Origin of the sequence: Bacillus cereus group sp. MYBKT14-1 (assembly GCF_051915185.1) — a bacterium.
Lineage (GTDB): Bacteria > Bacillota > Bacilli > Bacillales > Bacillaceae_G > Bacillus_A > Bacillus_A cereus.
In genome coordinates, this window is sequence record NZ_JBQAEF010000008.1 from 64,907 (window position 1) to 87,538 (window position 22,632).

Consider the following 22,632-nt stretch of genomic DNA (forward strand, 5'->3'; position numbering starts at 1 on the left):
TACATTTTTTCCTTCACTTTGTTAAATAGTTTTCTTTCTTTTTTGAATTTGCTACAATATATTTTATCCCGTATTATTGCAGCGAGATACATTTCGACAATTGAATACATAATTTAAAGAAGGTGACATGATTGGAACAGTCAGCACATGAAGTAGCAAATTGGCAATATTATTTTGCAATTGCCGTATTTTTAATCACGTACGGATTTATTATTTCTGAGAAATTGAATCGTGCTGTAATCGCACTATTCGGTGCTGCTATTATGATTATTTTTGGAGTTGTAGATTTACATACTGCTTTCACATCACATATTCAATGGGAAACGATTACCCTTTTAATTGGGATGATGATTCTCGTACATATTACGAGTCAATCAGGCGTCTTTGAATTTGTGGCCATTAAAGCGGCAAAAGGAGCTGGCGGAAAACCGATTCGCATTTTATTATTACTATCCCTATTAACTGCTGTCGGATCAGCATTTTTGGACAATGTAACGACTGTTTTATTAATCGTTCCTGTTACATTATCCATTACACGTATTTTAAAAGTAAATCCTGTGCCTTATTTGATTTCAGAAGTGCTGTTTTCAAATATAGGCGGAACAGCAACATTAATCGGTGATCCACCTAATATTATGATTGGATCAGCAAACAAGCATTTAGACTTTAACGCCTTTTTACTTAACTTAGCTCCAATCGTAATTATTATTTCTATTGTGACACTTGGCATTATTTACTTCATGTACCGTAACAAACTAAAAACAACACCTGAACAAATCGAAAAACTAATGGCATTAAATGAAAAAGATTATATTAAGGATCAAAGCCTCCTTTTAAAATCTATTTCGATTTTAGGACTAACTATTTTAGGCTTCGTACTTCATTCGATTATTCATGTAGACGCTGCCGTTATAGCGATGACAGGCGCTACACTTCTTATGTTAATCGGCGTGAAAGAACATGATATTGAAGATGTATTTGCCCACGTTGAATGGGTAACCATTTTCTTCTTCGCCGGACTATTCGTTCTCGTTGGCGGGTTAATTGATATCGGACTTATCTCTTCACTTGCAAAAGAAGTAATCGACGTAACAAACGGTGACATCGGATTTGCAGCTATACTTATTTTATGGGTATCTGGCATCGCATCTGCAACAATCGACAACATCCCATTTGTCGCAACGATGATCCCTCTTATTCAAGACTTAGCTACAGGACTCGGACTATCTGTCGATTCTCCGCAAATCGAAGTACTATGGTGGGCGTTATCTCTTGGAGCTTGCTTAGGAGGAAACGGAACGCTAATCGGAGCATCTGCAAACGTAGTCGTTGCTGGTATTGCAAAACGTGAAGGACATGCTTTCTCTTATATGGACTTCTTAAAAATCGGTTTACCATTAACTATTGTTGCACTCTTGTTATCACATGCTTATATATATTTACGTTATTTAATGTAAAAGTTGTATTGCATGAAATTATATCGTCAAATACAAAAGGTTTGCAGCATCCGTGCTGCAAACCTTTTTTCATCACCAAAATATACCGATAATTGCTAAACCGCCTAAAATCATACCACCAATTTGTCCGACAATTGTTGGTGATAATTGAACACCTTTTCTCACTTCAACAACTGGTCTTTCGTGCCTTAGTTGCTGCACTTCACTTTGCAGTTGGTGCACACTTCCGTGTAACTCTTTAATAAGTTCTTTTAATTCGGCGACCTCTTCATTTACTGGTTTTTCCTTTTCTAAATTCATTTTGCATGACTCCTTATAAATTCAATCTACACACTGTGAATTTTCGCCAATTACCATTATATCTCCTGCATACTACATATATAATTTCGAATGTACTTTCTAACCTTGCCGCTCTATCCATTCATCCCGCAATATCCCCATAATGATACGGTCAAAACACTTCCCATCTCTTTGAACCGCTTCTCTCATACAGCCTTCCATTTCAAAACCCATCTTTTTATACAATGCAATGGCAGGTTTATTATACGAAATAACATCGAGACCGATGCGGTGTAAATTCAATTCATAGAAAGCATACTTTAAAATAAGATGTATTGCTTCTTTCCCATATCCTTTTCCTCTATCATTCGCATCTCCTATACCAATGGCTAATAAACCTGTTCTGTTATTCCACTCTATACCATGAATCGCCACAAAACCAATTAAGCGATCTTCTTGAACTGCCCTTACCATGAAAGAAACACTATTCGATCTTCGTCCTTTTAATAACCCATCACTTGCTATTTCATTTAAAGATTGCGGGAATGCTACATCTGTATCAACATTTCTTAAATACTCACTATCTTCTTGCCACATAGCCATTACTTCAGCATCTGTTTCTCTCATAGCTGATAATTTAATCGTTTTATTTCGAAAAAGATTCATTGTCATTTCAAACTCCCCCTTTTTTAATAACGGGGATACTTATTTTAGCCTATTTATCCCCTTGTTCCATAAACTGCTTTATAAACGGGATACTTACAATAAGCGCTGACATTGGCACATCTCCTCTACGTTAAATTAAATTCATTGTATAATTTTTCATTTATTCTAACAATAAAAAAAGACCCTCTAAATTTAGAGGATCTTCCTAACGACGAATCGATATTATTTCGTAAACATTTTCTCCGCTTCATCCATTGCCATTTTGTTTCCTAAAGCAGAATAGTCAAGCCATGGTTGGTCATTGATAATGTATACGTGCTTGCCTTTAACTGCTTTTAAGTCTTTCCAGATTGGTGTTTCTTGAAGTTGTTTAAATGCAGCTTTTGCTTTATCGTCTCTGTTTACAACAACGAAAATAGCATCTGCATCAAAGTCAGGTAATACTTCTTGTGAAATGACTTCGAAAGGACGGTTTACATCGATTTTCTCTACACCATTTGCAGGTTGTAACCCTAGGTCTTGGAATAAAATTGGTCCCATCGGTCTTTTCGTACTAAATACACGCAATTCTTTTGCAGTAACGCGAATTGCCATTACTTTTTCGTTATTACCTAGCTCTTTATCTATTAAACCTTTTACTCGTTTTGATTGCTCTTCGTAATCTTGAATATATTTATCTGCTTCTTTCTCACGGTTTACAAGTTTACCAACTTGTTTTAAATGCTCTCTCCACGTACCTTCATCTAAATTGAAAGAATGTGTTTTTGCAATTTTTTCGTATTTCGCTACATCTTTACCAGCATATTTTTCATCAACATAAATGTCAGTTGGCTTTAATTGAAGTAACGCTTCCATATTCGGATCTGTTACAACACCAAGCTTCTTCGTATCTTTCAACTTCTCTTTAGCGTGCGGTAAGAAATCTTTTAAATCTCCACCAATAACAGAACCTACTGGTGTAATTCCTAATGCAAGTAAATCATTCGTTAAATGAATAGACATTGAAGCAATTTTTGGATCATTACTTTTTTCCGTTTTTTTCGTTGCCTCTTCATTAGCTTTCGTTTGACCACATGCTGCTAATACTAAAATACACATCATGCTAAATAAAATAGTAAGTTTCTTTTTCATATGTTCTCCTCTTTGAAGTATTTATTTTGTTTTTGTAAGTAAATAAAGAAAATACGGTGCTCCTAAAGCTGCCACTACTACACCAGCTGGAATAGAATTTGGCTCAAATATAGAACGACCTATCGTATCTGCTAGCACTAAAATAATCATTCCGATAATGCCAGCTAAAGGAAGAAAGTGTTGATATGTAGTACCTACTAACTTCCTTGCGATATGCGGAGCAACTAAACCGATAAAACCAATTCCTCCTGCCATCGATACACTTGTGCAAGATAATCCAACCGCTGTAGCTAAAAGTAATAACCGTTCTTTTTGAACAGAAACACCAAGTCCTGCTGCTACACTATCACCTAGTGACAATGCATTTAACGTTTTAGATTTTAGCCACGCATAAGGGGTTAGTATGAAAATCCAAGGTAATAATGCAAGGACATGAATCCAATCCCTTCCCCACACGTTACCAACTAGCCATCTAGAAGCGAATGTATACGTCTCATCATTTAACTTGAGAGAGAAAAATAGCGAAATTGCACTAAAGCCAGCTGAAACTGCAATACCAACGAGAATAAGTCTAATGGGAAGTAAACCTTTTGACCGATCACTCGCAAGTAAAATAATAAGAAATGCAGCTAATACTCCTCCGCCAAATGTAAATAACGGTATTAAAATGGATGCACTCTCATTAATAGAATGAAAGAGAGTAACAAATACGATAAGACCGAAAGATGCACCTGAATGCAACCCTAAAATACCAGGATCTGCAAGTGCATTACGTGATAACCCTTGCAAAATCGCACCGGAAATACCAAGACCGATACCGGCTAACATCGTGATTATTATTCTTGGCATACGATAATCATATAGCACGGTTGCACTCTCAAAATTACCATAACCCAAAAGTGTTTCAATTACTCTAAGTGGCGCTATACTCAGTGTCCCTGTATTTAAACTAATTAAAATTACAGCGATACTTATACATCCGAAGATTGTAGTTACAGTAATAGCTCTCTTTTTATCCGTGTTAAAAAGATCTTTCATTTATAACTCCCTCCCAACTTTACGTGCTATATAGAGGAAGAACGGAACTCCAACAAGAGCTACCATAATCCCTATCGCAAGTTCCTTAGGAGGATTTACTGTTCTTGCCCCTAAATCAGCTACAACTAATAACATAGCTCCTAATAATGCTGACATAGGAATAATGAGTCTATAATTAACACCAACTAATTTTCTAGCAATGTGCGGGATAACTAGTCCTACAAATCCAATAGAACCAACAGCTGAAACAGAAACACCTGCCAGAATAACTACTATAATCATCCCTAGTATTCTCGTTCGGTTCGTTTTCACTCCTAAATTTGTAGCAACATCATCCCCCATTGATATGAGTGAAATAGATCTCCCTAGCATTGTCGCGAAAATAATCGTTATAAGAATAATAGGAACTAAAAATTTCAAGTGTTCCCACTTAACCCCTGCAACACCACCAGCATACCAAAACGCTAAATCTTGGCTTAAATCATAATAAATCGCAACACCTGAACTTAATGAATGTAAAAGCGCTGCCATAACTGCTCCAGCAATCGTTAATCTCATTGGTGTTAACCCGCCTGATGTTGCTGATCCAATAACAAAAATAAGTACTGTACTTAAGACTGCTCCAATAAAGGAAACAATCATTAAATAGGAATACGGCATATGCGGAAAAAAAGCAAAACTAAGTGCCACTACAAACATCGCACCTGCATTTATTCCGAGTACACCTGCATCAGCTAAAGGATTTCGTGTTATACCTTGCATAACAGCACCAGCAACCGCAAAAGCTGCCCCTACAACTGCTGCACCAATTACTCTCGGGAGCCTTAATTCATAAATAATTTGGTGCTGCGTTAATTTCGGATTGTAATTCAAAATCGCTGCCCACACCGTTTGTAAATGAATATCTTTTGCACCAAATGAAATGGCTAAAAATATAGATCCAATTAAACATAAAATTGTTAAGCTCATGAAACATATGAACTTAATATGTATCCAGCGGTTATTACCAGCATGTACAGTAGACTTATGTAACATGTTTCATTTCATCCTTTATATTCAGTTGTTTTTTATAATTATTTTTTATTTATAATTATTATTGATAATAATTATCATTTTCATTTAGATATTATATCCCCACTTTTTTTAAATAGCAAACTATTTTTTCACTTCGCTAAATATTAAAATACTCATTACAATTCCCTTCTAAAACTTACAAATACATGCAAAATAGACTACTGGATTATTTTTTAAATTGTAGTATACTTATTAATTATTTTGATTTTTCTAATAAAAATCCCGAAGGTGACACAATGTTCTATATAAAACAACTACTACACTTCACTTACGAGCAAGCATTATCTTGCTTATTCCCAGTCGTTATTTTCTTAACACTAGCCCTTTCAAAAATCGTTTCTATTCCAGGGTTATATCGCTATGATTTCATACTCATCGCATGTCTTCTTATGCAGTGGATTATGTACAAGACTGGACTTGAGACGAAAGACGAATTAAAAGTAATTACTGTCTTTCACCTCATCGGCCTTTTACTAGAAATATATAAAGTTCATTTCGGTTCATGGAGTTATCCTGAAGAGGCGTATTCAAAGATTTTTGGAGTTCCGCTTTACAGCGGCTTTATGTACGCAAGTGTCGCAAGTTACATATGCCAAGCGTGGAGAAGGTTACATTTACAAATGCATTATTGGCCGAAAGCTATTTTTACCGTGCCATTAGGAGCAATGATTTACTTCAATTTTTTCACGCATCATTTTCTATACGATTTTAGATGGTTCTTAACTTTACTTCTATTCATCGTTTTCTTTCGGACATTTGTGGAATTTTCATTACGAGGCTTTACATATAAAATACCACTCGTTCTCTCCTTTTTCCTTATCGGTTTCTTCATTTGGATTGCAGAGAACATCGCAACATTTTTCGGAGCATGGCAATATCCAAATCAACGGGAAGCATGGAATCTCGTTCACTTAAGCAAAATTAGTTCATGGTTTTTACTCGTTGTTATTAGCATTATGATTGTCACGCAGCTCAAACATTTGAAGGAATCAAAAAGATAATGCTGATTATGTAAAAACAGTTAGCCCATCACTCATTAGAGAGTGATGGGCTAACTGTTTTTAGTAATATTTTTTAAACCGTCCTTATCAAGGGAGTTATAATTTACAAGAGTATAAGCAATTACACATTATGAACTGCTACTGGCAGAAGATGTTGCTACAGATGAAGCGGCAATCGTTGCCATCATGGCTGCCTGTTGTGCTTGTATGAGGACTTCTATCATTGTTTGTAAACCTGTGTTAGTAGCTTTACTTTCCTCACCTTTCTGACTTACGAACAGTTGAATAGCAATAAGAATAGTTGTATCTGTATGCCAACGGAACAATTTATCCCCCTGCAATTTTTCAATAAATGCTCGAATAGAATGAATCTCTTTTTCTCCGTCCTCGAGTAACGCTAGTAGCCCGATAGCTGGGTAATGCATCTGTTTTACTTTTACCTTTTCTTGCTTTAACAAATTCCATATATTTGTATATTTTGCAACTAATAGTTCTTCCCTGACATCCTTCTTTAGTGAAAGAATATGACTCAAAAATTGAAGATCATTCCCTTTACGCAAACCAGCTGTCGCTAGTTTCTGATAAAGACGTTCCACTCGGTCCATAAGTGTTTCTACATGCTCTGATTGTCCTGCTAATAAAACTGCGAGCGGATAATCATTTGTACTTGTAAGAAAGAGGTGATCCTTTTTCATGCGTTTATATACTTGCATCGAACGCTGAATGTGCGCGCCATGCTGTTCATTTTCTTCTGTTAAAAGCACAGCTGCTGCGAGATAAGTAAATATACTCCGGCTAAAGCCACCAGTGACCAATTGTTCATATAAATCTAAAAACTTCCGAAAAGCTTCCTTGTAATCTGTAAAGTGAATATCTAATGTTGCGGCCACTACAAAACGATGATAAGACTTTAAGTATGAAAACATCCCTACCTGATTCTTAATATAACTACTAATTTCTAAAAAACGTCCGAGATCAAACAATTTATCACTACCTGCATACATAGCAGCAATCATCATTCCTGTTCGAGAATCACTCGTTTTCCATTTTAGTTCTCCCTTTAACTGTACATATGTATGTTTATATTGCTCCAACTTTTGCTCTAATGTAATCATAGTATTCACCCCTATTTCTAGTTCTTCTCTATTATTATACGTATATTCCATATTTAGGAATATACGTATAATAATCACAACATAAAAAATTATAAAATTCTCTAATCCTTCAAGAAGTTATACAAAAAAGGTAGATAATAATTTATCTACCTTTTTTGTATATATTATTTAACATTACAACTGTATTGCTTGTTATATGCAATTAAGACTAAAGAGCTTTAATAATACGTTCCATCGCCTTCATTTGCCCAATATGATCAGCTTCATGATAAAGCATCATACCGTAAAGCTCCCCTACTGTTTCCAATCCTAGGAATGGCTCTGGCAGTTTATTTTCAAATGCTTCTGCTGGAATTTCGTTAATACGTTTTGCTTGTTCTTTTAATTGAGCCGTTAACACTTCTAACGATGGTCCTTCTGTCGTCCATTTAGATGGTCTTGATCCATATCCAAACATACCTGGATATTCAGTTGGCAATTGTTTAAATTCTCTTCCGAACATGAAAGTCTCTGCTGCTGTTAACACGTGACCGATATGCCAACGAATTGTATTGTTAAAACCCTCTGGCTGCGTATCCACAGTTTTATCATCTAACGTTTCCATAAATTTAAGTAACGCCCCGCGCGTTATTTCAAATTGTTTTAAACCCACTAGTCTATTCATTTTATCGTTCCCCTTCTTGATGTACAATTTATTATGAACTAAGAATGTTCAACTTATTAAAGTTTCACCTTGTTTAATCTATCAGAAACAAATAAGAAATACATCTAATATGCTTATTAAAAATAATAAAAAGGTTCACTCCTCGTAAATATAGAATTACTTACTATGTTAATAAAAGAGGAGTGTACTTGCATGTTACATATTTTAAAACAACAATATAATCTTATTAGCTCTACAAGAGAAACTCTATTTTCGTTTTTGGAAGAAATCCCAGTAGAAAAATTACATAGCACAGTTTCTAATTTCGGAAGCGGTAGCATTATAAAGACTCATATTCATGTAGCCGATTGCTATCGATACTGGCTTGGATCATTCGCATTCAAGCAAAAAAGAGCAGATTTTTCATTTGCTAGCGATTACGAAATTGAGCATGCAAATGTGGAAAAAGTTCGCGCTAGATTTAAGTTAGTAGATGAGACTGTACAACGTTTTTTAGATGAATACAATGACCGTTGGCTCGAAAATATAGCAAATGAAGTGAAATGGCAAAAAGAACCTTGGAGCACAACTCCGCTATGGCTTTTAACTCATACGGAGACGCATGAATTTCACCATAAAGGACAAATTGTATCTATGGCTCGTCACCTTGGATATACTCCTCCTAATACAGACCTTAGTTAATACATTCGTGTTCATTTAAAAGCGGAATGAGCAGCAAGAATAATAGTATGATCAAAAAACTCGTTGATACATTTTGTTGTGTATAAAACATTTATTATTTGTTTTAGGTATACCATGCCATTATAAAATTCATGTAACATCGAATTAAGATTCATATTTTTTATGTAACTCATTGAAGAAAGTTAAGTATTTATACATTCAATTACTAACTAAAGGAGAAAATTATAATGAGATTAGAGAGCGAGAGAATTTATTTAAGGCCTCTTTGTCAGCTAGATGCTCCTATTATATTAGAAAGTACAATGGATGATGAAATAAGATATATGACTGGAACTAAGTCCACTTTTTCATTGGAGCAAATTACGAAACATATAGATCATATAAATAATTATTCAAGTCGCTATGATTTCGCTATTTGTTTACAAAGTACTGACAAGATGATTGGAGAGTTGTCGATTTTAGATATCGATGAGGAGAACAAAAGAGCAGGATTCAGAATATCAATACTTTCAATAGCATTAACAGGACAAGGCTATGGAACGGAAGCTATTAAAATAGTTTTAAGATTTGTTTTTGAACAACTATCATTAAATCGTTTACAGTTAGAAGTATTTAGCCATAATTTACGCGGAATTAAAGCTTATGAAAAAGTTGGTTTTGTAAAAGAAGGAACCTTACGTCAATCTTTATTTTATAACGATACATACTCAGATGAAATTATTATGGCCATACTTAAAAGCGATTATATAGAGAGACCTTTGTAAATGGATGCAGTTAATCTATTAAACAAATTTAAAGAACCTTACCACAATAAAATGCAGTAAGGCTCTTTCATTTTTATATCAAATAACAGCTCTTAAAACATGTATAATCGTATTAATACCAAATAGTCTCCGCATAATTATATGCATCACTATTCGGAATTGCATGTTTCCCTTGTGCTTGTGCCTTTCTTGGATCTAAATCATATACCATTGGTGTATAGCATGATGTTTGCCCTTTATTTACAACACCATTTCCTCCAGCACTTCCGCAAGTGTATGCCTTTCCATCTGTTTTTCTAACAATCCTTGCATCAGCTTCATTATTATAAACTGCCAGGCGAGTTACAGTAACTTTTGCCCACGCTGTTTTACACTTCGTGCTAAATTTTAATTCTACATAAGAATTTGAATCAATCCACTTCTTTTCTTTCGTTACTGCGGATTGATCACAGCTGTTATAGTAAGGACTTTTCCCATCATATGAATGATCTTCTGCGTATACTTTATCGCTATTAGTCGTGCTAAACATACTAGTTACAATGAGTAAAGATAGCAATAAACATGCACTCGTCTTTTTTAAAAGTTTCATATCATTTCACTCCTTTCTTAATAACGTGCTGTTTTTCCGTAACCGTTATTAAACGTAACCGCTTCAGCATCTGCTGTGTATCCAAAATCTGCAGTTAAATCAAATACCATTCCTGTATACGTGCTCGTTTGACCTGTTTTTATTGTGCCGTTCCCCTGATTAGAAGTGACTGATTTTTGGAATACACCATTTTTATATTTATTCACAACAGCGTACGCATACACTCCTCCAGAAACAGCTGGTGCTGGTTGATCTAATACAAACTTAGCCCATGCTGCATGACATCTATTGCTATAACGTAAATACACTGTCCCAACCTTTTTACTCCCTTCATACACCGCTGTAGACTTTGCATTAAATCCATCTGCATCACATGTTGTACTGCCTCCGTATACTTTCGTTGTTGCTGGATTTTTTCCGTCATAATAACTACTCAGATCGGTAGCTGCAAATGTGCTTCCTTGAAAAGTAAATAATACCCCTACACTCGCTACACTTAACACACATACTTTCATTAACTTTTTAAACATTTTAAATCTCCTCCCTCAAAATAAGTACATATAATAAAGACAATATCCCCCTATGTACGCCCCTCCTTTCATGCTTCCTAGAGGCATCTTACAGAAACGAAAAAATGTTGTAAATTCCCTTACGTTTATTGGAATATACAAAGAAATTTACTTATCCTTTTAAGAAAAAAAGTTGAGAAATACACATTTTATAGCATCCTTTATTTCAAACATAAAAGAACCGATACTTGTTACATGCAAGCATCGGTTCTTTATACAAAATTGCTATTTTTTCTTTTATAGAAAACAAATATTTCTCCACTTAATCCGTTGTAAAAAACTCTCTTGTTACATCAATAAATTGCTGCAGTGGCACTGTCATCCATTTGTCTTTATGCCAAGCGATTTGCGTATAAATCGGAGGAATTGTTTCTTTTAAAACTAACTCCTTTATCGTCCCTTCTCGCATATCTTTTTCTACTACTATGGTTGGTAACACAGCAACACCTAAATCTGCAATGACGCATTGTTTAATTGCCTCGACACTAACAAACTCAATCTTATTTGCTGGATATATGTCTTTCGCACGAAATAACTCCTCAAATAAAGTCCGATATGAGCACCCTAGTTCTGTTAATAAAAGTGTTTCCTTCTCTAAATCTTTTATAGAAACGGAAGTTTGCTGGAGTAAATGATGCTCTGGAGCAGCTACTACTTTTAATTCTTCTTTCATAAGCGGCTCCACATGTAAAGCATCTTCTGTTTTACATTCATCCAAAATAAATGCAAGATCGACTTTTCCCTCCATTAATTGTTCCTTCGCATCTTTATTAGAATGTGCTGGTTTAAATATAAGTTTTATTTGAGGAAATTGTGCTTTAAATCTCTTTAATATAGATGGAAGCCTATATGTACACTGACTTTCTTGTGCACCAATCGTTAACGTACCAGCTATTTCTTCATCATCTTTCACAGCCATTTTCGCTTCGTTACTAAGTCCAATCATCTTATCAGCATATAATTGAAACTTCCTCCCTGCTTCAGTTAAGAAAAGACGTTTTCCTAATCTTTCAAATAACGGCGTACCTAGCTCAGCTTCTAACGTTTTAATTTGCGCTGTTACGCTCGATTGAGCAAAGTTTAATTTCTTCGCAGTTTGTGTAAAGTTCAAAGTATCCGCGGCTATTTTAAAGGTAATTAATTGTTTTATCTCCATTTATCATCCCTCTTTTCAATCGATATTTCCGATTGATTCCATCGAAATAATCCTCTTTGTCTATTGATATTTGTATTGTATGATAAAGAACATCTATAAACAATATAAATGGAGGTATTCCATATGAAAGCACTTTGTTTCGAAACATTCGGAGACGCTAATGTTCTACACTATAAAGAAATACACGATCCAATCATAAGTCCAAATGAAATTCTTGTCCGCACGAAAGCAATCGGATTAAACTTCGCTGATATTTATAGACGCCGCGGCGATTATCATCTTGCTGGCAATCCGCCTTATGTATTAGGTTATGAAGGAGCTGGAATTGTTGAAAAAGTAGGAGCTGACGTTACTACTATCAACCTAGGAGACCGTATTGCATTTGCGGACGTCCCATTTGCAAATGCAGAACTAGTTGCCGTTCCATCTGAAAAAGTAATCCCACTACCAGATTCTATTTCTTTTGAAACAGCCGCTTCTGTCTTATTACAAGGATTAACTGCACATTATTTAACGCACGATAGCTATCAACTAAAACAAGGTGATATAGCTTTAGTACACGCTGCAGCTGGTGGCGTCGGTCAACTTCTTATTCAAATGATTAAACTACAGGGCGGAACAGTAATTGGTCTTACATCATCAAAAGAAAAAGCAAAGATAGCTACATTAGCTGGTGCCGATCACGTATTTTTATATACCGAAGCATGGCATATGAAAGTACTTGAAATGACTAATGGAACTGGAGTAAATGTTGTGTATGAATCAGTAGGTTCTACATTAGGGGAAAGTTTTAACGCTACTAAAATTGGCGGTACTGTCGTATTTTACGGAATGGCTGGTGGTAATCCTGCGCCAGTTGATCCGCGTATGCTTATGGATACTTCAAAAACTTTAACTGGTGGAGACCTTTGGAACGTGCTTACTACTTTTGAAGAACGTAAGCAGCGCTCTACTCAATTATTCGATTGGATCACTAGTGGAAAAGTAAATATCGCGAGTCCTACTACATTCGCCTTACAAGATGGTGCTCTTGCACATAAATTATTAGAGAGCAGAAAAAGTACAGGAAAGATTTTATTAATTCCATAATCATTCCAATAAGAAAAGGAAGTTAGATTTCTCTACCTTCCTTTTCTTATTTCTATTGGAGATTTAATTATATTTCAACACTTTCTTTCCCTTTTGCAACATAACTCATATCTCCAACAGACTCGACTGTGTATGTTCCATCTTGATATACAATTTTCGTCACACTAGCATTTTCCACTCCAAGTTTTGTTTTGCTACTGTCTAACATTTCTATTAAGGTAGTAATCAAAAGCCCATGAACGACAACTAAAACGTTACCGCCACCATTTCCAGCAGCTTCTTCACTAATTTTATCTATCTCTGTTTTTATACGAGTAGAAAATAAGTCCCAATCTTCCGCCTGTTTCGTAGGATCTGCTACTCTAATAAGATTAATCACTTCTTGAATAGAAAACTTCATAAGTTCTTCTGGTGATGCAACGCCTGCAGCTTTTCCAACCACATCCCACATATTCTCAAGTTTTTCACCTTCAAAAATACCGAAATTTAATTCTCGCAAATCTTTTCTTTGCTCAAGTTTTAATTTTGATTGCTCACTATATTTTAATACTAAATTAGCAGTTTCAATTGCGCGGCCGCTATCACTACTATATGCATTCATAAAATGAATATCTTTTAATCCTGTTCCTAAATTTGTGGCAACTTCAACACCTTTTTCTACTAAAGGAGAATCTGCCCAACCTTGCGCGCGATGATTCGTATTTAATATTGTTTTACCGTGTCTTGTAACATATAACGTCACTACATTCTCATTGCTATCTGTTTCTCGCTTATTCATTTCATTCTCTCCCTTTACGTTTCTATATCAATTTTACCACCTCAATTATTCATTGAGCAAAATATACGTCAGTAGATCCGCTTAATAAAAAAAGCTATCTTTCTGTATATCCATACAAAAAGATAGCACCTTTTATGATTACATTTCTTAACCGGTACTCCTACTCAGCAAAAGCACTCGAATATTGTACAATTCCTTCTACACCTCGAAGAGCATTTTCTGTTAATTCCATTATCATAAATACCTCTTCAGGCACTTCAAACGGTGCTTTTACATTCCACTCACTTGCTTTCTTAAAAGCAAATTTCGGGTAGTACTCTGGATGTCCCAATACTACAACTGATCCGTATCCAAGTTCTTTCGCTTTTTCTAATGCAGCTACAATCAGTTTTCCACCAATTCCTTTTTTCTGATGACCCCTAGCAACTGAAACTGGTGCAAGCGCTAACGATTCTACAGAAGTTCCATCTTGTTCTATTGTAATTTTCGATAACATAATGTGACCAACTATATCTTCATCTACCGCAACAATTGATAACTCTGGAACAAACGCGTCACATTCTCTAATACGTTTTACAAGTTCATGTTCTGTTTTATCACTAAATTCTTCCTTTAAAAATGCTTCTTTTACGACTTCTTCTGTTTTTCTATAATCATTTTTTTGTTCTTGTCTAATCGTTACCATTTTAACTTATCCTCTATTCTTTCTTATTTCTTTTTGAATTTTACGCAGTGCTTTTTTCGATCCGCGCTCAATATCGTGTTGCATTTTTCTTTCTTTATAATCAACAAATAGTGTATTTAAATCGTATCCTTCTGGATATAACTCCTTCGCTGCTACTTCTAAAGTAATACGTTTTACATTTACTTCAACGAATTCACCGTTATAATATACAACAACGTTATAAAAATTATCTTTTTCCTTATAGATGATACCAAAATCATCATGATCCAATAAATTAACACGATCGCCTATTTTGTACTCATAATGAGATTCTCTTTTTTCTTGTACGAATTTCGGTTTTCTAATTTTACTTTCATTCACTTTTTCTAAAGCGTACTCTTTATTTCCCATGTACTCTTTCGCCCTTTTCAGTACATGTTCTTTTACGTTCATTTTATTCGCAATCCAAAGTGCATTACTTTCTCCTGATTTTCCGATAACTAATTTATAAAGCGGCTCTAACGTTTCACTATTAAACTGCATCGCTGCATTCATAAAGTCATCATGCATTTCTGAGAATCGTTTAATTTCTCCGTAATGCGTACTCGCAACGGTAATACATCCCGCAAAGTACAACTCTTCTAAAATAGAAATTGCAAGTGCTGCACCTTCATTTGGCTCTGTACCGCTCCCTATTTCATCAAATAAAAGTAACGTATTATTATTTGACATCCTCATAATCTCAGAAAGATTTTTCATATGAGATGAAAATGTACTTAGTGCGTTTTCGATACTTTGATTATCACCAATATCTACAAATACATTTTCAAAAATAGCGATTTCTGTCCCTTTATCTCCTGCAATATGAAGACCTGACATTGTAGCTAATGTTAACAATCCAATCGTTTTTAACACAATTGTCTTTCCGCCCGCATTCGGCCCTGTAATAATTAAACTACGATACTCTTGACCAATTTTAAAATTCAAGGGTACAACTTGCCCTGTTAAAAGTGGATGCTTACAATTCACTAAATGAATGTAGCCATGATCATTTAACTTCGGTTCTATTCCATCAATCGATTTACTAAACTTCGCTTTCGCAAATACCATATCATACTGACTAATTAGCTCCATGTTAATCTTTATACTATAAATATTTTCTAATACCATCCCTGATAAAGTCGCTAAAATTTGATATTCTTCAACCGCTTCTTCTGCTTTCAAACCTGCTAGTTCTGCATTCAATTTCGTAACCGTATGCGGTTCTATAAATACAGTAGAACCTTTTGCCGAGGCTTCAATAATACTTCCGGCAACTTGGTTTTTATAGGAAGATTTAATTGGAATCGTATAACGGTCATCCTTTTTACTAATAAAGAATTCCTGAATGAATTTCTTATTTGCACTACTATTTAAAAACTTCGTTAAACGTTCTTTTATTTTCCCATCTACAGAATCGATATTATTTCGAATTCGTTTTAACTCTTTACTTGCAGCTGCATCAATACTATTTCCTTTAATTGAAAAGTTAATTTCCTCTTCAATACTTTTATATTCAGTCATTGAATTTGCATAAGAAGCTAATACTGGTGCAAAAAATTCTTTATCTAACATAAACTTTTTAATCTTTCTACACCCACGTAAAAAGTCTGAAACACTTACTAATTCTTCTGGATCTAAAATCATCCCTTTTTCTAATTTTTGAATTGTACTAGCAATATTAGAAATGCCGAAGAAAGGAACATGCCCTTCTGCATCTAATATAGCTCGTGCTTCTGTCGTTTCATTCAACCGATTTCTCACTACTTTTATACTCGTACTCGGCTCTAATTTGTTTAATAATTCCTTACCTAATCCACTTACACAATAAGATTTCACTATATCCTTTAATTCGTTATATTGTAACTTTTCAAAAGTCATCGTATTCATTTTGTTTCTCCTCACTATGATTGATTTTTATCATAAATGAAGATACCTACTCATTAGATTCCAATGAGTCATATATAAAATTCCATAATTATACAATAAAAACATATACAAAAAAGCTGCGGGGATACCGCAGCTTTTACATTTACAAGGCATGTGTAATAACGTATGAGGAAATAAGCCATAAAAAATAGATGGCAGTCCCTTATTACACGCTTTATAAAGTATTGTAGGTATCTTCATAGGTTTTGAAATAAATGCATGACAAAATTAGGGGTATGATGTACATAAAAATCCCCTGGTCTTATCCGATTTATTTCATTAAATTTTTCCTATTTAATACCTACCGCACTCACAAAAAGCACCTCTCATTAATTTATATTATAGTCATTGAAATCTAATTTATTGAAATCATCATACTATATGTTACGTGAGAAGTAAAGGTGTCATACTTTAGTAGTACGTAACTATAAATTTCAATATTGCTTAAATTAGGTCTATATTCGCTGAAGAGAAATTATAAGAAGCGCCTCCGCTATTGCGAATGTCATTTCCTTCCCCAAATACATTTAATAATTATGACAAGCAATGATAGGAGGTTTACTATATGAATGAAGAGTATAGTATTTTACACGGACCTGCTCTGGAACCAAATTTAATCGGTCCCACACTACCATCAATTCCACCATTTACATTCCCCACCGGACCTACTGGAATCACAGGACCTACCGGCGCGACAGGTTTTACCGGAATTGGAATAACTGGTCCTACCGGGGTTACAGGTCCTACCGGAATCGGAATAACTGGTCCTACTGGGGTTACAGGTCCTACCGGAATCGGAATAACTGGTCCTACTGGGGTTACAGGTTCTACCGGAATCGGAATAACTGGTCCTACTGGGGTTACAGGTTCTACCGGAATCGGAATAACTGGTCCTACTGGCGCAACCGGTTTAGGGATTCTTCCCATATTTGGCACAATAACTTCTGAAGTAGGAATCGGTTTTTCAGCAGTAGTTAATACAAATATTAATTTTACCATTCCAGGACCTGCTAGTGGAACTACCCTAAATCCATTAAATAATTCTATTACAATTGATACCACTGGCGTGTACTCTGTATCCTTTTCAATTGTATTTGTAATACAAGCTATATCGTCTAGTATATTAAATCTTACAATAAACGATTCCATTCAATTCGCAATTGAAACGCGAGTTGGTGGTGCTTCTGGGGTGAGAGCTACATCCGCCAGAACTGATTTACTACCTTTAAATCAAGGGGACGTTCTTCGAGTACGAATAAGAGAAGCCACGGGTGACATTATATATTCCAATGCCTCTCTTGTTGTTATAAAGGTCGACTAACTCTTTTATTACAATAAAGATTCAGGAAAAATAAAGTGAAACTTTAATAAGCCCTCACCAATCGGACTGACCACAAATAGCGGGATAAATATGCACAATATAAAAAGAAGAGGTAGACTTATATTTCAGTCTACCTCTTCTTTTTCATCACCAAATTACTGCTGAACATATATGGAAACTGATCCTCCACTTACTTGGAATTGTCCCCAACCATCCTTATTAATTGTTACAGTATTTGTTTGATTACCCGTAATATCGTACCATACTTCCCCTGCGTTATTCTTTCCAACATCCATCCACTTCGCCCCTCCTGGTCCATCAGAGATTAATGTTGCTAAACCAGAATTAGCATGTACACTATCACCTTCTCTTGTCCAGCCAATCACATCCGGATGATCAAAATAATCACGCTGCGTACCATATGCAAAGTTTTTTCGTGCCGTCAAAATCGGATCAATTTTGTCCTTTAACGCTGGAATTTCATAGTTACTATTTCCTTTTGTACCATAGTAATCACCATAGAAAACAGAAGGATACCCCTCTGCACGCGTTAAAATAAATGCATATGCCAGCGGTTTGAACCAAGGGCTCACTACAGATTCCAATGACTGACCAGGCTGTGAATCATGATTTTCAACTAGAGTAACCGCAAGTGTAGGATGATTCGCAACTACCGTTCCTTTTAAAATATTTCTCATATCATAATTTCCATTTCCTGTTGAAGCATAATGAAAATTATAATGAAGTGGTGCATCGAACACAGATTGATTATAATTAACCGTCGCTAAATAATTATTTAAAGTCTGGATATCATTTTGCCAATATTCAGCTACTGTAAACATTTCTTTCCCTGTTTGCTGTCTAACATGATTTACCCAATCGCGCAAATATTCATGATCAATATGTTTAACAGCATCTAAACGAAAACCATCTAAATTTAATTCATTCGCATACCACGTTCCCCATTTTTTCATTTCATTCGCAACATCTGGATGATCAAAATCAAGATCCGCATACATCAAATAATCATAATTCCCATTCTCGCTAGACACTTCCCAGTCCCATGCTTTACCTATGCCCCTAAATTTATAAATTCGGTTTAATTTCCTTCCTTCATCCCAATCCGTTCCGTCAAAATGATACCATTTCCATTTGAAATTAGAATAAGAATCTCCACGTCCTGGAAAGTTAAATCCCGTCCACGCACTAATTTCATAATCACCTGATACTTCAACATTTCGATTGCTCGGGTCTACCTCAACTGCTGTGACAGTTTCTGTATAATCAGCCCCACCTTTATGATTCATAACTACATCACCGTATACATCGATGTTTTTCTTATGTAAAGCGTCAATTGCAGATTTCAATTGTGCTTTCGTCCCATATTTCGTCCGCACTGTTCCCTTTTGATTGAATTCCCCCAAATCATATAAATCATATGCTCCATATCCTACGTCATTTTGCGTAGTTCCTTTATATGCAGGTGGTATCCAAACAGATGTAATTCCTTTTTCCGCTAAATTTTCAGCATCAGTACGCAAACGATTCCAATGGTTTCCATCATTCGGAGCATACCACTCAAAATACTGCATTAACGTTCCATTGTTAACTGTGTCTGCATATGCTTTACTCCCCTCATATATACTAGGTAAAAACATAACAACCGACAATCCGACTATTGTTATTCTTTTAAACATCTGTACACCATCCCCTTCCAAGAAAGCGTTTGCATATTTTATCAGAATTATTATAATATTCGTCCCACCGTTAGTAAAGTAGCAATCTCTCACTCTCCCATATTATTTTTAATCTAATTTCAAATGTTCAACGTAGTTTTAATTTCACATCCTATTCAAGATTGTTTACAATTTACCTATAAAAGCATAACGGAGGGATTTCGATGACAGACTTTCAAAAACAATTTTTCGCACGATTACATATAGAAGAAAAAGACACAGTTTCATTTGAAGATTTATCTAACATTATGTACGCAATGGCACAAACTGTTCCTTTTGAAAACTTAAATATTCTCGAAAAGAATTTTAAAGAAATATCAAAAGAAAATTTGAAAGAGAAAATTTTAGTAAATAACCGTGGCGGTCTTTGTTATGAACTCAATCCTACTATGTATTACTTCCTGAAAGATGCTGGATTCGATGTTCATCTCGTTTCAGGAACAGTTTATAACGCTGCAAACTCCATATGGGCTGTTGATTCTGGCCATATCGCAACCGTTTTAACACATCATAATGAACTTTATTTAATTGAAGTAGGATTCGGATCATACTTACCTCTTGCCCCTGTCCCTTTCTCAGGTGAAGTCATTCACTCTGTTACAGGAGATTATCGTATTCGTAAAGAAATGACCGAAAAGGGAAACTACATTTTAGAGATGCGGAAAAACAATGAGTTCTTGGATCAATCTTCTGCTGATGATTGGACGTTAGGCTATGCATTTTATATAGAAGAAGTGGATGAAGAAAAAGCAAATACAGCACAAAAAATTATCGTTGAACATGAAGGGTCACCCTTTAATAAACTACCTCTTATTGTAAAACTAACTGAAGATGGGCATGCCTCTTTAACGAAAAATAGCCTTACAGTAGCGAAAAATGGTAGAAAAACGAAAGAAACCGTTACAGACATGCAATTTACAAACCTTTTACATTCAAAATTTGGAATTACACTATAAGTATGTAAGCCTTGTTATTTTAGCAAGGCTTTTCAATTTTCAGCAGGGATTTTTTGCAATTTGTTGTATTTCATAGTTATATAGAAATATAACTACATGTTTAGAAAGGAAATGATTATGACAGAACTTAAAGATCGATTACAAGTAGCTGATATAGAAAAATGGGATTTAACAGACATTTACCATACAATTGAAGATTGGGAAAGTGATTTTCATAAAATTGAAGTATTAACGAAGGAATTACACGAGTTTAATGGCAATATTCACGATGGCAATAGTTTATTAGCTTATTTAACGAAGAGTGAAGAAATTTCTAGCATAATATCTTTAATGTTCGCTTATGCACGATTACAATCTGACCTTGATACACGCGATACTGACGCGCAATCTCTTGTCGATAAAGTATCACAATTACACGTAAAAGTAAGTGCAGCTAAATCTTTCTTTTCCCCCTTCTTACTTAGCATAGACGAAAGCACATTACATTCTTACATAGAAGAAACAGAAGGCTTACAATATTATAAAGAAGACTTGTTTGAATTATACCGTTATAAAAAACACGTATTGAATAAGGACCAAGAAGAAATTTTATCACAGATGGGTGAAGCTCTTTCTTCTCCACAGCACACATTTGGTATGTTAAATAATGCAGATATATTATTTGGTGAAGTGACGACTGACGATGGAGAAAAAGTGAACTTAACACGCGGAATGTATGCAAAGTTAATAGAAGATACGAATCGTGAAAAGCGTAAAGAAGCTTATAAAGCATATTACAAACCATATGTTCAGTTAAAGAATTCCATCGCATCTACTTTATCCGCTGCTATTAAAAATAATGTTACCGTTTCGAAGCTAAGAAACTATCCATCAGCGCTAGAGAAATCATTATTTGGCGATATGGTTCCGAAAGAAGTATATGAAAACCTTATTGATACAACGAAAAAAAACATTCAAACATTACATACATACAATGAAATTCGAAAAGAAAAATTAAACGTAGATGAACTAAGACAATACGACTTAGGCGTCGATTTAGTAGAAGGTGCAAAACAAGACATCCCATATAGTGAAGCATTTGACATTATGATTGCATCACTAGCTCCTTTAGGAGAAGAATATATTGAGACATTAAAAAGTTTTAAAGATAAACGATATATAGACGTAAGAGAAACACCAGGAAAACGTTCTGGTGCTTATAACTTTGGTGTATATGGTGTTCATCCTTTCATTCTTTTAAATCATCACGATGATTTAAATAGCCTGTTCACTCTTACTCATGAATGCGGGCACGGTATGCATACGCACTATTCACATGGATACCAACCAAGAATTTCTGCACATTATTCTATCTTTGTGGCAGAAGTCGCTTCTACAGTAAATGAAGTGTTATTAATTCACTATTTATTAAAAGAAGCAAAAGAAACGAACGTGCGTAACTATTTAGTTAACCATTTTATTGAAAAATTCAAAGGTACTTTCTTTACACAAATTATGTTTGCAGAATTTGAAAAAATCACACATGAAATGGCGGAACAAGGTAAACCATTAAATGCACAAGTCTTCAGTGAAATTTATGAAAAACTATTTAAAGAATATAACGGTGATTCACTTGTATTTGATGAAGAAGTAAAATACGGATGGGCTAGAATCCCTCATTTCTACCGCCCGTTTTACGTATACAAATATGCAACTGGATTCGCATCTGCCATTCAAATCGCTGATAAACTATTAAGCGGTGATCCGAATGCTCAGAAAAATTATATTGAATTCCTTAAAGGTGGAAGTTCAGACTACCCATTAAACTTATTGAAAAAAGCTGGCGTCGATTTAACAACGCCAGAACCGATTGAAAGTGCATTGAAACAATTCACTCAACTTGTTGAGGAGTTTTCAACATTATAAAAAGCATGCAGAGTATATGCTCTGCATGCTT

22 protein-coding genes are annotated in these 22,632 nt (G+C 35.0%); 8 read left to right on the plus strand and 14 right to left on the minus strand.

Going from position 1 to position 22,632, the window contains the following annotated elements:
- Positions 1 to 131: 131 nt before the first annotated feature.
- Positions 132 to 1,457, plus strand: a complete 1,326-nt coding sequence (locus ACTFO4_RS19670; RefSeq protein ID WP_017673085.1) for an ArsB/NhaD family transporter — start codon at positions 132 to 134, stop codon at positions 1,455 to 1,457.
- A 72-nt stretch (positions 1,458 to 1,529) separates the two neighbouring features.
- Here ACTFO4_RS19670 and ACTFO4_RS19675 read toward each other — a convergent pair whose 3' ends face one another.
- The 5 genes from ACTFO4_RS19675 to ACTFO4_RS19695 form a co-directional block, all read right to left on the minus strand.
- Positions 1,530 to 1,757 (minus strand): hypothetical protein, encoded by a 228-nt coding sequence (locus ACTFO4_RS19675; protein ID WP_017673084.1) that lies wholly within the window; start codon positions 1,755 to 1,757, stop codon positions 1,530 to 1,532.
- A 99-nt stretch (positions 1,758 to 1,856) separates the two neighbouring features.
- Positions 1,857 to 2,408, minus strand: coding sequence for a GNAT family N-acetyltransferase (locus tag ACTFO4_RS19680; RefSeq protein ID WP_326234632.1), 552 nt, complete (start codon positions 2,406 to 2,408; stop codon positions 1,857 to 1,859).
- Positions 2,409 to 2,624: 216 nt separating this feature from the next.
- Positions 2,625 to 3,533, minus strand: a complete 909-nt coding sequence (locus ACTFO4_RS19685; protein ID WP_078421638.1) for an iron-hydroxamate ABC transporter substrate-binding protein — start codon at positions 3,531 to 3,533, stop codon at positions 2,625 to 2,627.
- Between the two features lie 21 nt (positions 3,534 to 3,554).
- Entirely contained in the window at positions 3,555 to 4,571 is a 1,017-nt protein-coding gene (locus ACTFO4_RS19690) for a FecCD family ABC transporter permease (RefSeq protein WP_017673082.1), read from the minus strand.
- On the minus strand, positions 4,572 to 5,606 hold the full coding sequence (locus tag ACTFO4_RS19695) for a FecCD family ABC transporter permease (RefSeq protein WP_017673081.1): 1,035 nt from the start codon (positions 5,604 to 5,606) through the stop codon (positions 4,572 to 4,574). It abuts the gene before it with no gap.
- Between the two features lie 275 nt (positions 5,607 to 5,881).
- Between ACTFO4_RS19695 and ACTFO4_RS19700 the strand changes: the two genes are divergently transcribed.
- Complete coding sequence (locus ACTFO4_RS19700; RefSeq protein WP_017673080.1) at positions 5,882 to 6,646, plus strand: DUF817 domain-containing protein; 765 nt, start codon at positions 5,882 to 5,884, stop codon at positions 6,644 to 6,646.
- A gap of 128 nt (positions 6,647 to 6,774) precedes the next feature.
- Here ACTFO4_RS19700 and ACTFO4_RS19705 read toward each other — a convergent pair whose 3' ends face one another.
- Together ACTFO4_RS19705 and ACTFO4_RS19710 are read right to left on the minus strand one after the other, a co-directional pair.
- On the minus strand, positions 6,775 to 7,812 hold the full coding sequence (locus ACTFO4_RS19705; protein ID WP_031312125.1) for a DUF4003 domain-containing protein: 1,038 nt from the start codon (positions 7,810 to 7,812) through the stop codon (positions 6,775 to 6,777).
- 157 nt (positions 7,813 to 7,969) lie between these two features.
- Positions 7,970 to 8,425, minus strand: a complete 456-nt coding sequence (locus ACTFO4_RS19710) for a DinB family protein (protein ID WP_001081123.1) — start codon at positions 8,423 to 8,425, stop codon at positions 7,970 to 7,972.
- Positions 8,426 to 8,617: 192 nt separating this feature from the next.
- Here ACTFO4_RS19710 and ACTFO4_RS19715 point away from each other — a divergent pair, with 192 nt between their 5' ends.
- The gene (locus ACTFO4_RS19715) at positions 8,618 to 9,106 is read left to right on the plus strand and encodes a DinB family protein (protein WP_061457534.1); all 489 of its coding nucleotides are present in this window, start codon (positions 8,618 to 8,620) and stop codon (positions 9,104 to 9,106) included.
- Positions 9,107 to 9,333: 227 nt separating this feature from the next.
- On the plus strand, positions 9,334 to 9,870 hold the full coding sequence (locus ACTFO4_RS19720) for a GNAT family N-acetyltransferase (protein ID WP_326234630.1): 537 nt from the start codon (positions 9,334 to 9,336) through the stop codon (positions 9,868 to 9,870).
- Between the two features lie 112 nt (positions 9,871 to 9,982).
- Here the strand turns inward: ACTFO4_RS19720 and ACTFO4_RS19725 are convergent, their stop codons facing one another.
- The 3 genes from ACTFO4_RS19725 to ACTFO4_RS19735 form a co-directional block, all read right to left on the minus strand.
- Positions 9,983 to 10,459: a DUF2690 domain-containing protein gene (locus ACTFO4_RS19725; protein WP_061457535.1), complete on the minus strand. Its 477-nt coding sequence runs from the start codon at positions 10,457 to 10,459 to the stop codon at positions 9,983 to 9,985.
- A gap of 17 nt (positions 10,460 to 10,476) precedes the next feature.
- Positions 10,477 to 10,989, minus strand: coding sequence for a YjfA family protein (locus ACTFO4_RS19730; protein WP_000473760.1), 513 nt, complete (start codon positions 10,987 to 10,989; stop codon positions 10,477 to 10,479).
- Positions 10,990 to 11,290: 301 nt separating this feature from the next.
- Complete coding sequence (locus tag ACTFO4_RS19735) at positions 11,291 to 12,184, minus strand: LysR family transcriptional regulator (protein WP_017673075.1); 894 nt, start codon at positions 12,182 to 12,184, stop codon at positions 11,291 to 11,293.
- A 123-nt stretch (positions 12,185 to 12,307) separates the two neighbouring features.
- Here ACTFO4_RS19735 and ACTFO4_RS19740 point away from each other — a divergent pair, with 123 nt between their 5' ends.
- Entirely contained in the window at positions 12,308 to 13,273 is a 966-nt protein-coding gene (locus tag ACTFO4_RS19740) for a quinone oxidoreductase family protein (protein ID WP_017673074.1), read from the plus strand.
- Positions 13,274 to 13,340: 67 nt separating this feature from the next.
- Here the strand turns inward: ACTFO4_RS19740 and ACTFO4_RS19745 are convergent, their stop codons facing one another.
- The 3 genes from ACTFO4_RS19745 to ACTFO4_RS19755 all read right to left on the minus strand — a co-directional run bounded on the left by ACTFO4_RS19745 (position 13,341) and on the right by ACTFO4_RS19755 (position 16,644).
- On the minus strand, positions 13,341 to 14,051 hold the full coding sequence (locus ACTFO4_RS19745) for a histidine phosphatase family protein (RefSeq protein WP_016123107.1): 711 nt from the start codon (positions 14,049 to 14,051) through the stop codon (positions 13,341 to 13,343).
- A gap of 160 nt (positions 14,052 to 14,211) precedes the next feature.
- Positions 14,212 to 14,736, minus strand: coding sequence for a GNAT family N-acetyltransferase (locus ACTFO4_RS19750; RefSeq protein ID WP_440014140.1), 525 nt, complete (start codon positions 14,734 to 14,736; stop codon positions 14,212 to 14,214).
- Between the two features lie 6 nt (positions 14,737 to 14,742).
- Positions 14,743 to 16,644 (minus strand): endonuclease MutS2, encoded by a 1,902-nt coding sequence (locus ACTFO4_RS19755; RefSeq protein WP_001095187.1) that lies wholly within the window; start codon positions 16,642 to 16,644, stop codon positions 14,743 to 14,745.
- Positions 16,645 to 17,248: 604 nt separating this feature from the next.
- Between ACTFO4_RS19755 and ACTFO4_RS19760 the strand changes: the two genes are divergently transcribed.
- Entirely contained in the window at positions 17,249 to 18,004 is a 756-nt protein-coding gene (locus tag ACTFO4_RS19760; protein WP_440014138.1) for an exosporium leader peptide-containing protein, read from the plus strand.
- Positions 18,005 to 18,159: 155 nt separating this feature from the next.
- On the opposite strand, the gene amyS is transcribed toward ACTFO4_RS19760, so the two are convergent.
- The gene (gene amyS, locus ACTFO4_RS19765) at positions 18,160 to 19,701 is read right to left on the minus strand and encodes an alpha-amylase (protein ID WP_440014136.1); all 1,542 of its coding nucleotides are present in this window, start codon (positions 19,699 to 19,701) and stop codon (positions 18,160 to 18,162) included.
- Between the two features lie 203 nt (positions 19,702 to 19,904).
- Between amyS and ACTFO4_RS19770 the strand changes: the two genes are divergently transcribed.
- Positions 19,905 to 20,696: an arylamine N-acetyltransferase family protein gene (locus ACTFO4_RS19770; protein ID WP_326234626.1), complete on the plus strand. Its 792-nt coding sequence runs from the start codon at positions 19,905 to 19,907 to the stop codon at positions 20,694 to 20,696.
- Between the two features lie 117 nt (positions 20,697 to 20,813).
- Positions 20,814 to 22,601 (plus strand): oligoendopeptidase F, encoded by a 1,788-nt coding sequence (pepF, locus tag ACTFO4_RS19775; protein ID WP_061457539.1) that lies wholly within the window; start codon positions 20,814 to 20,816, stop codon positions 22,599 to 22,601.
- Positions 22,602 to 22,632 lie beyond the last annotated feature (31 nt).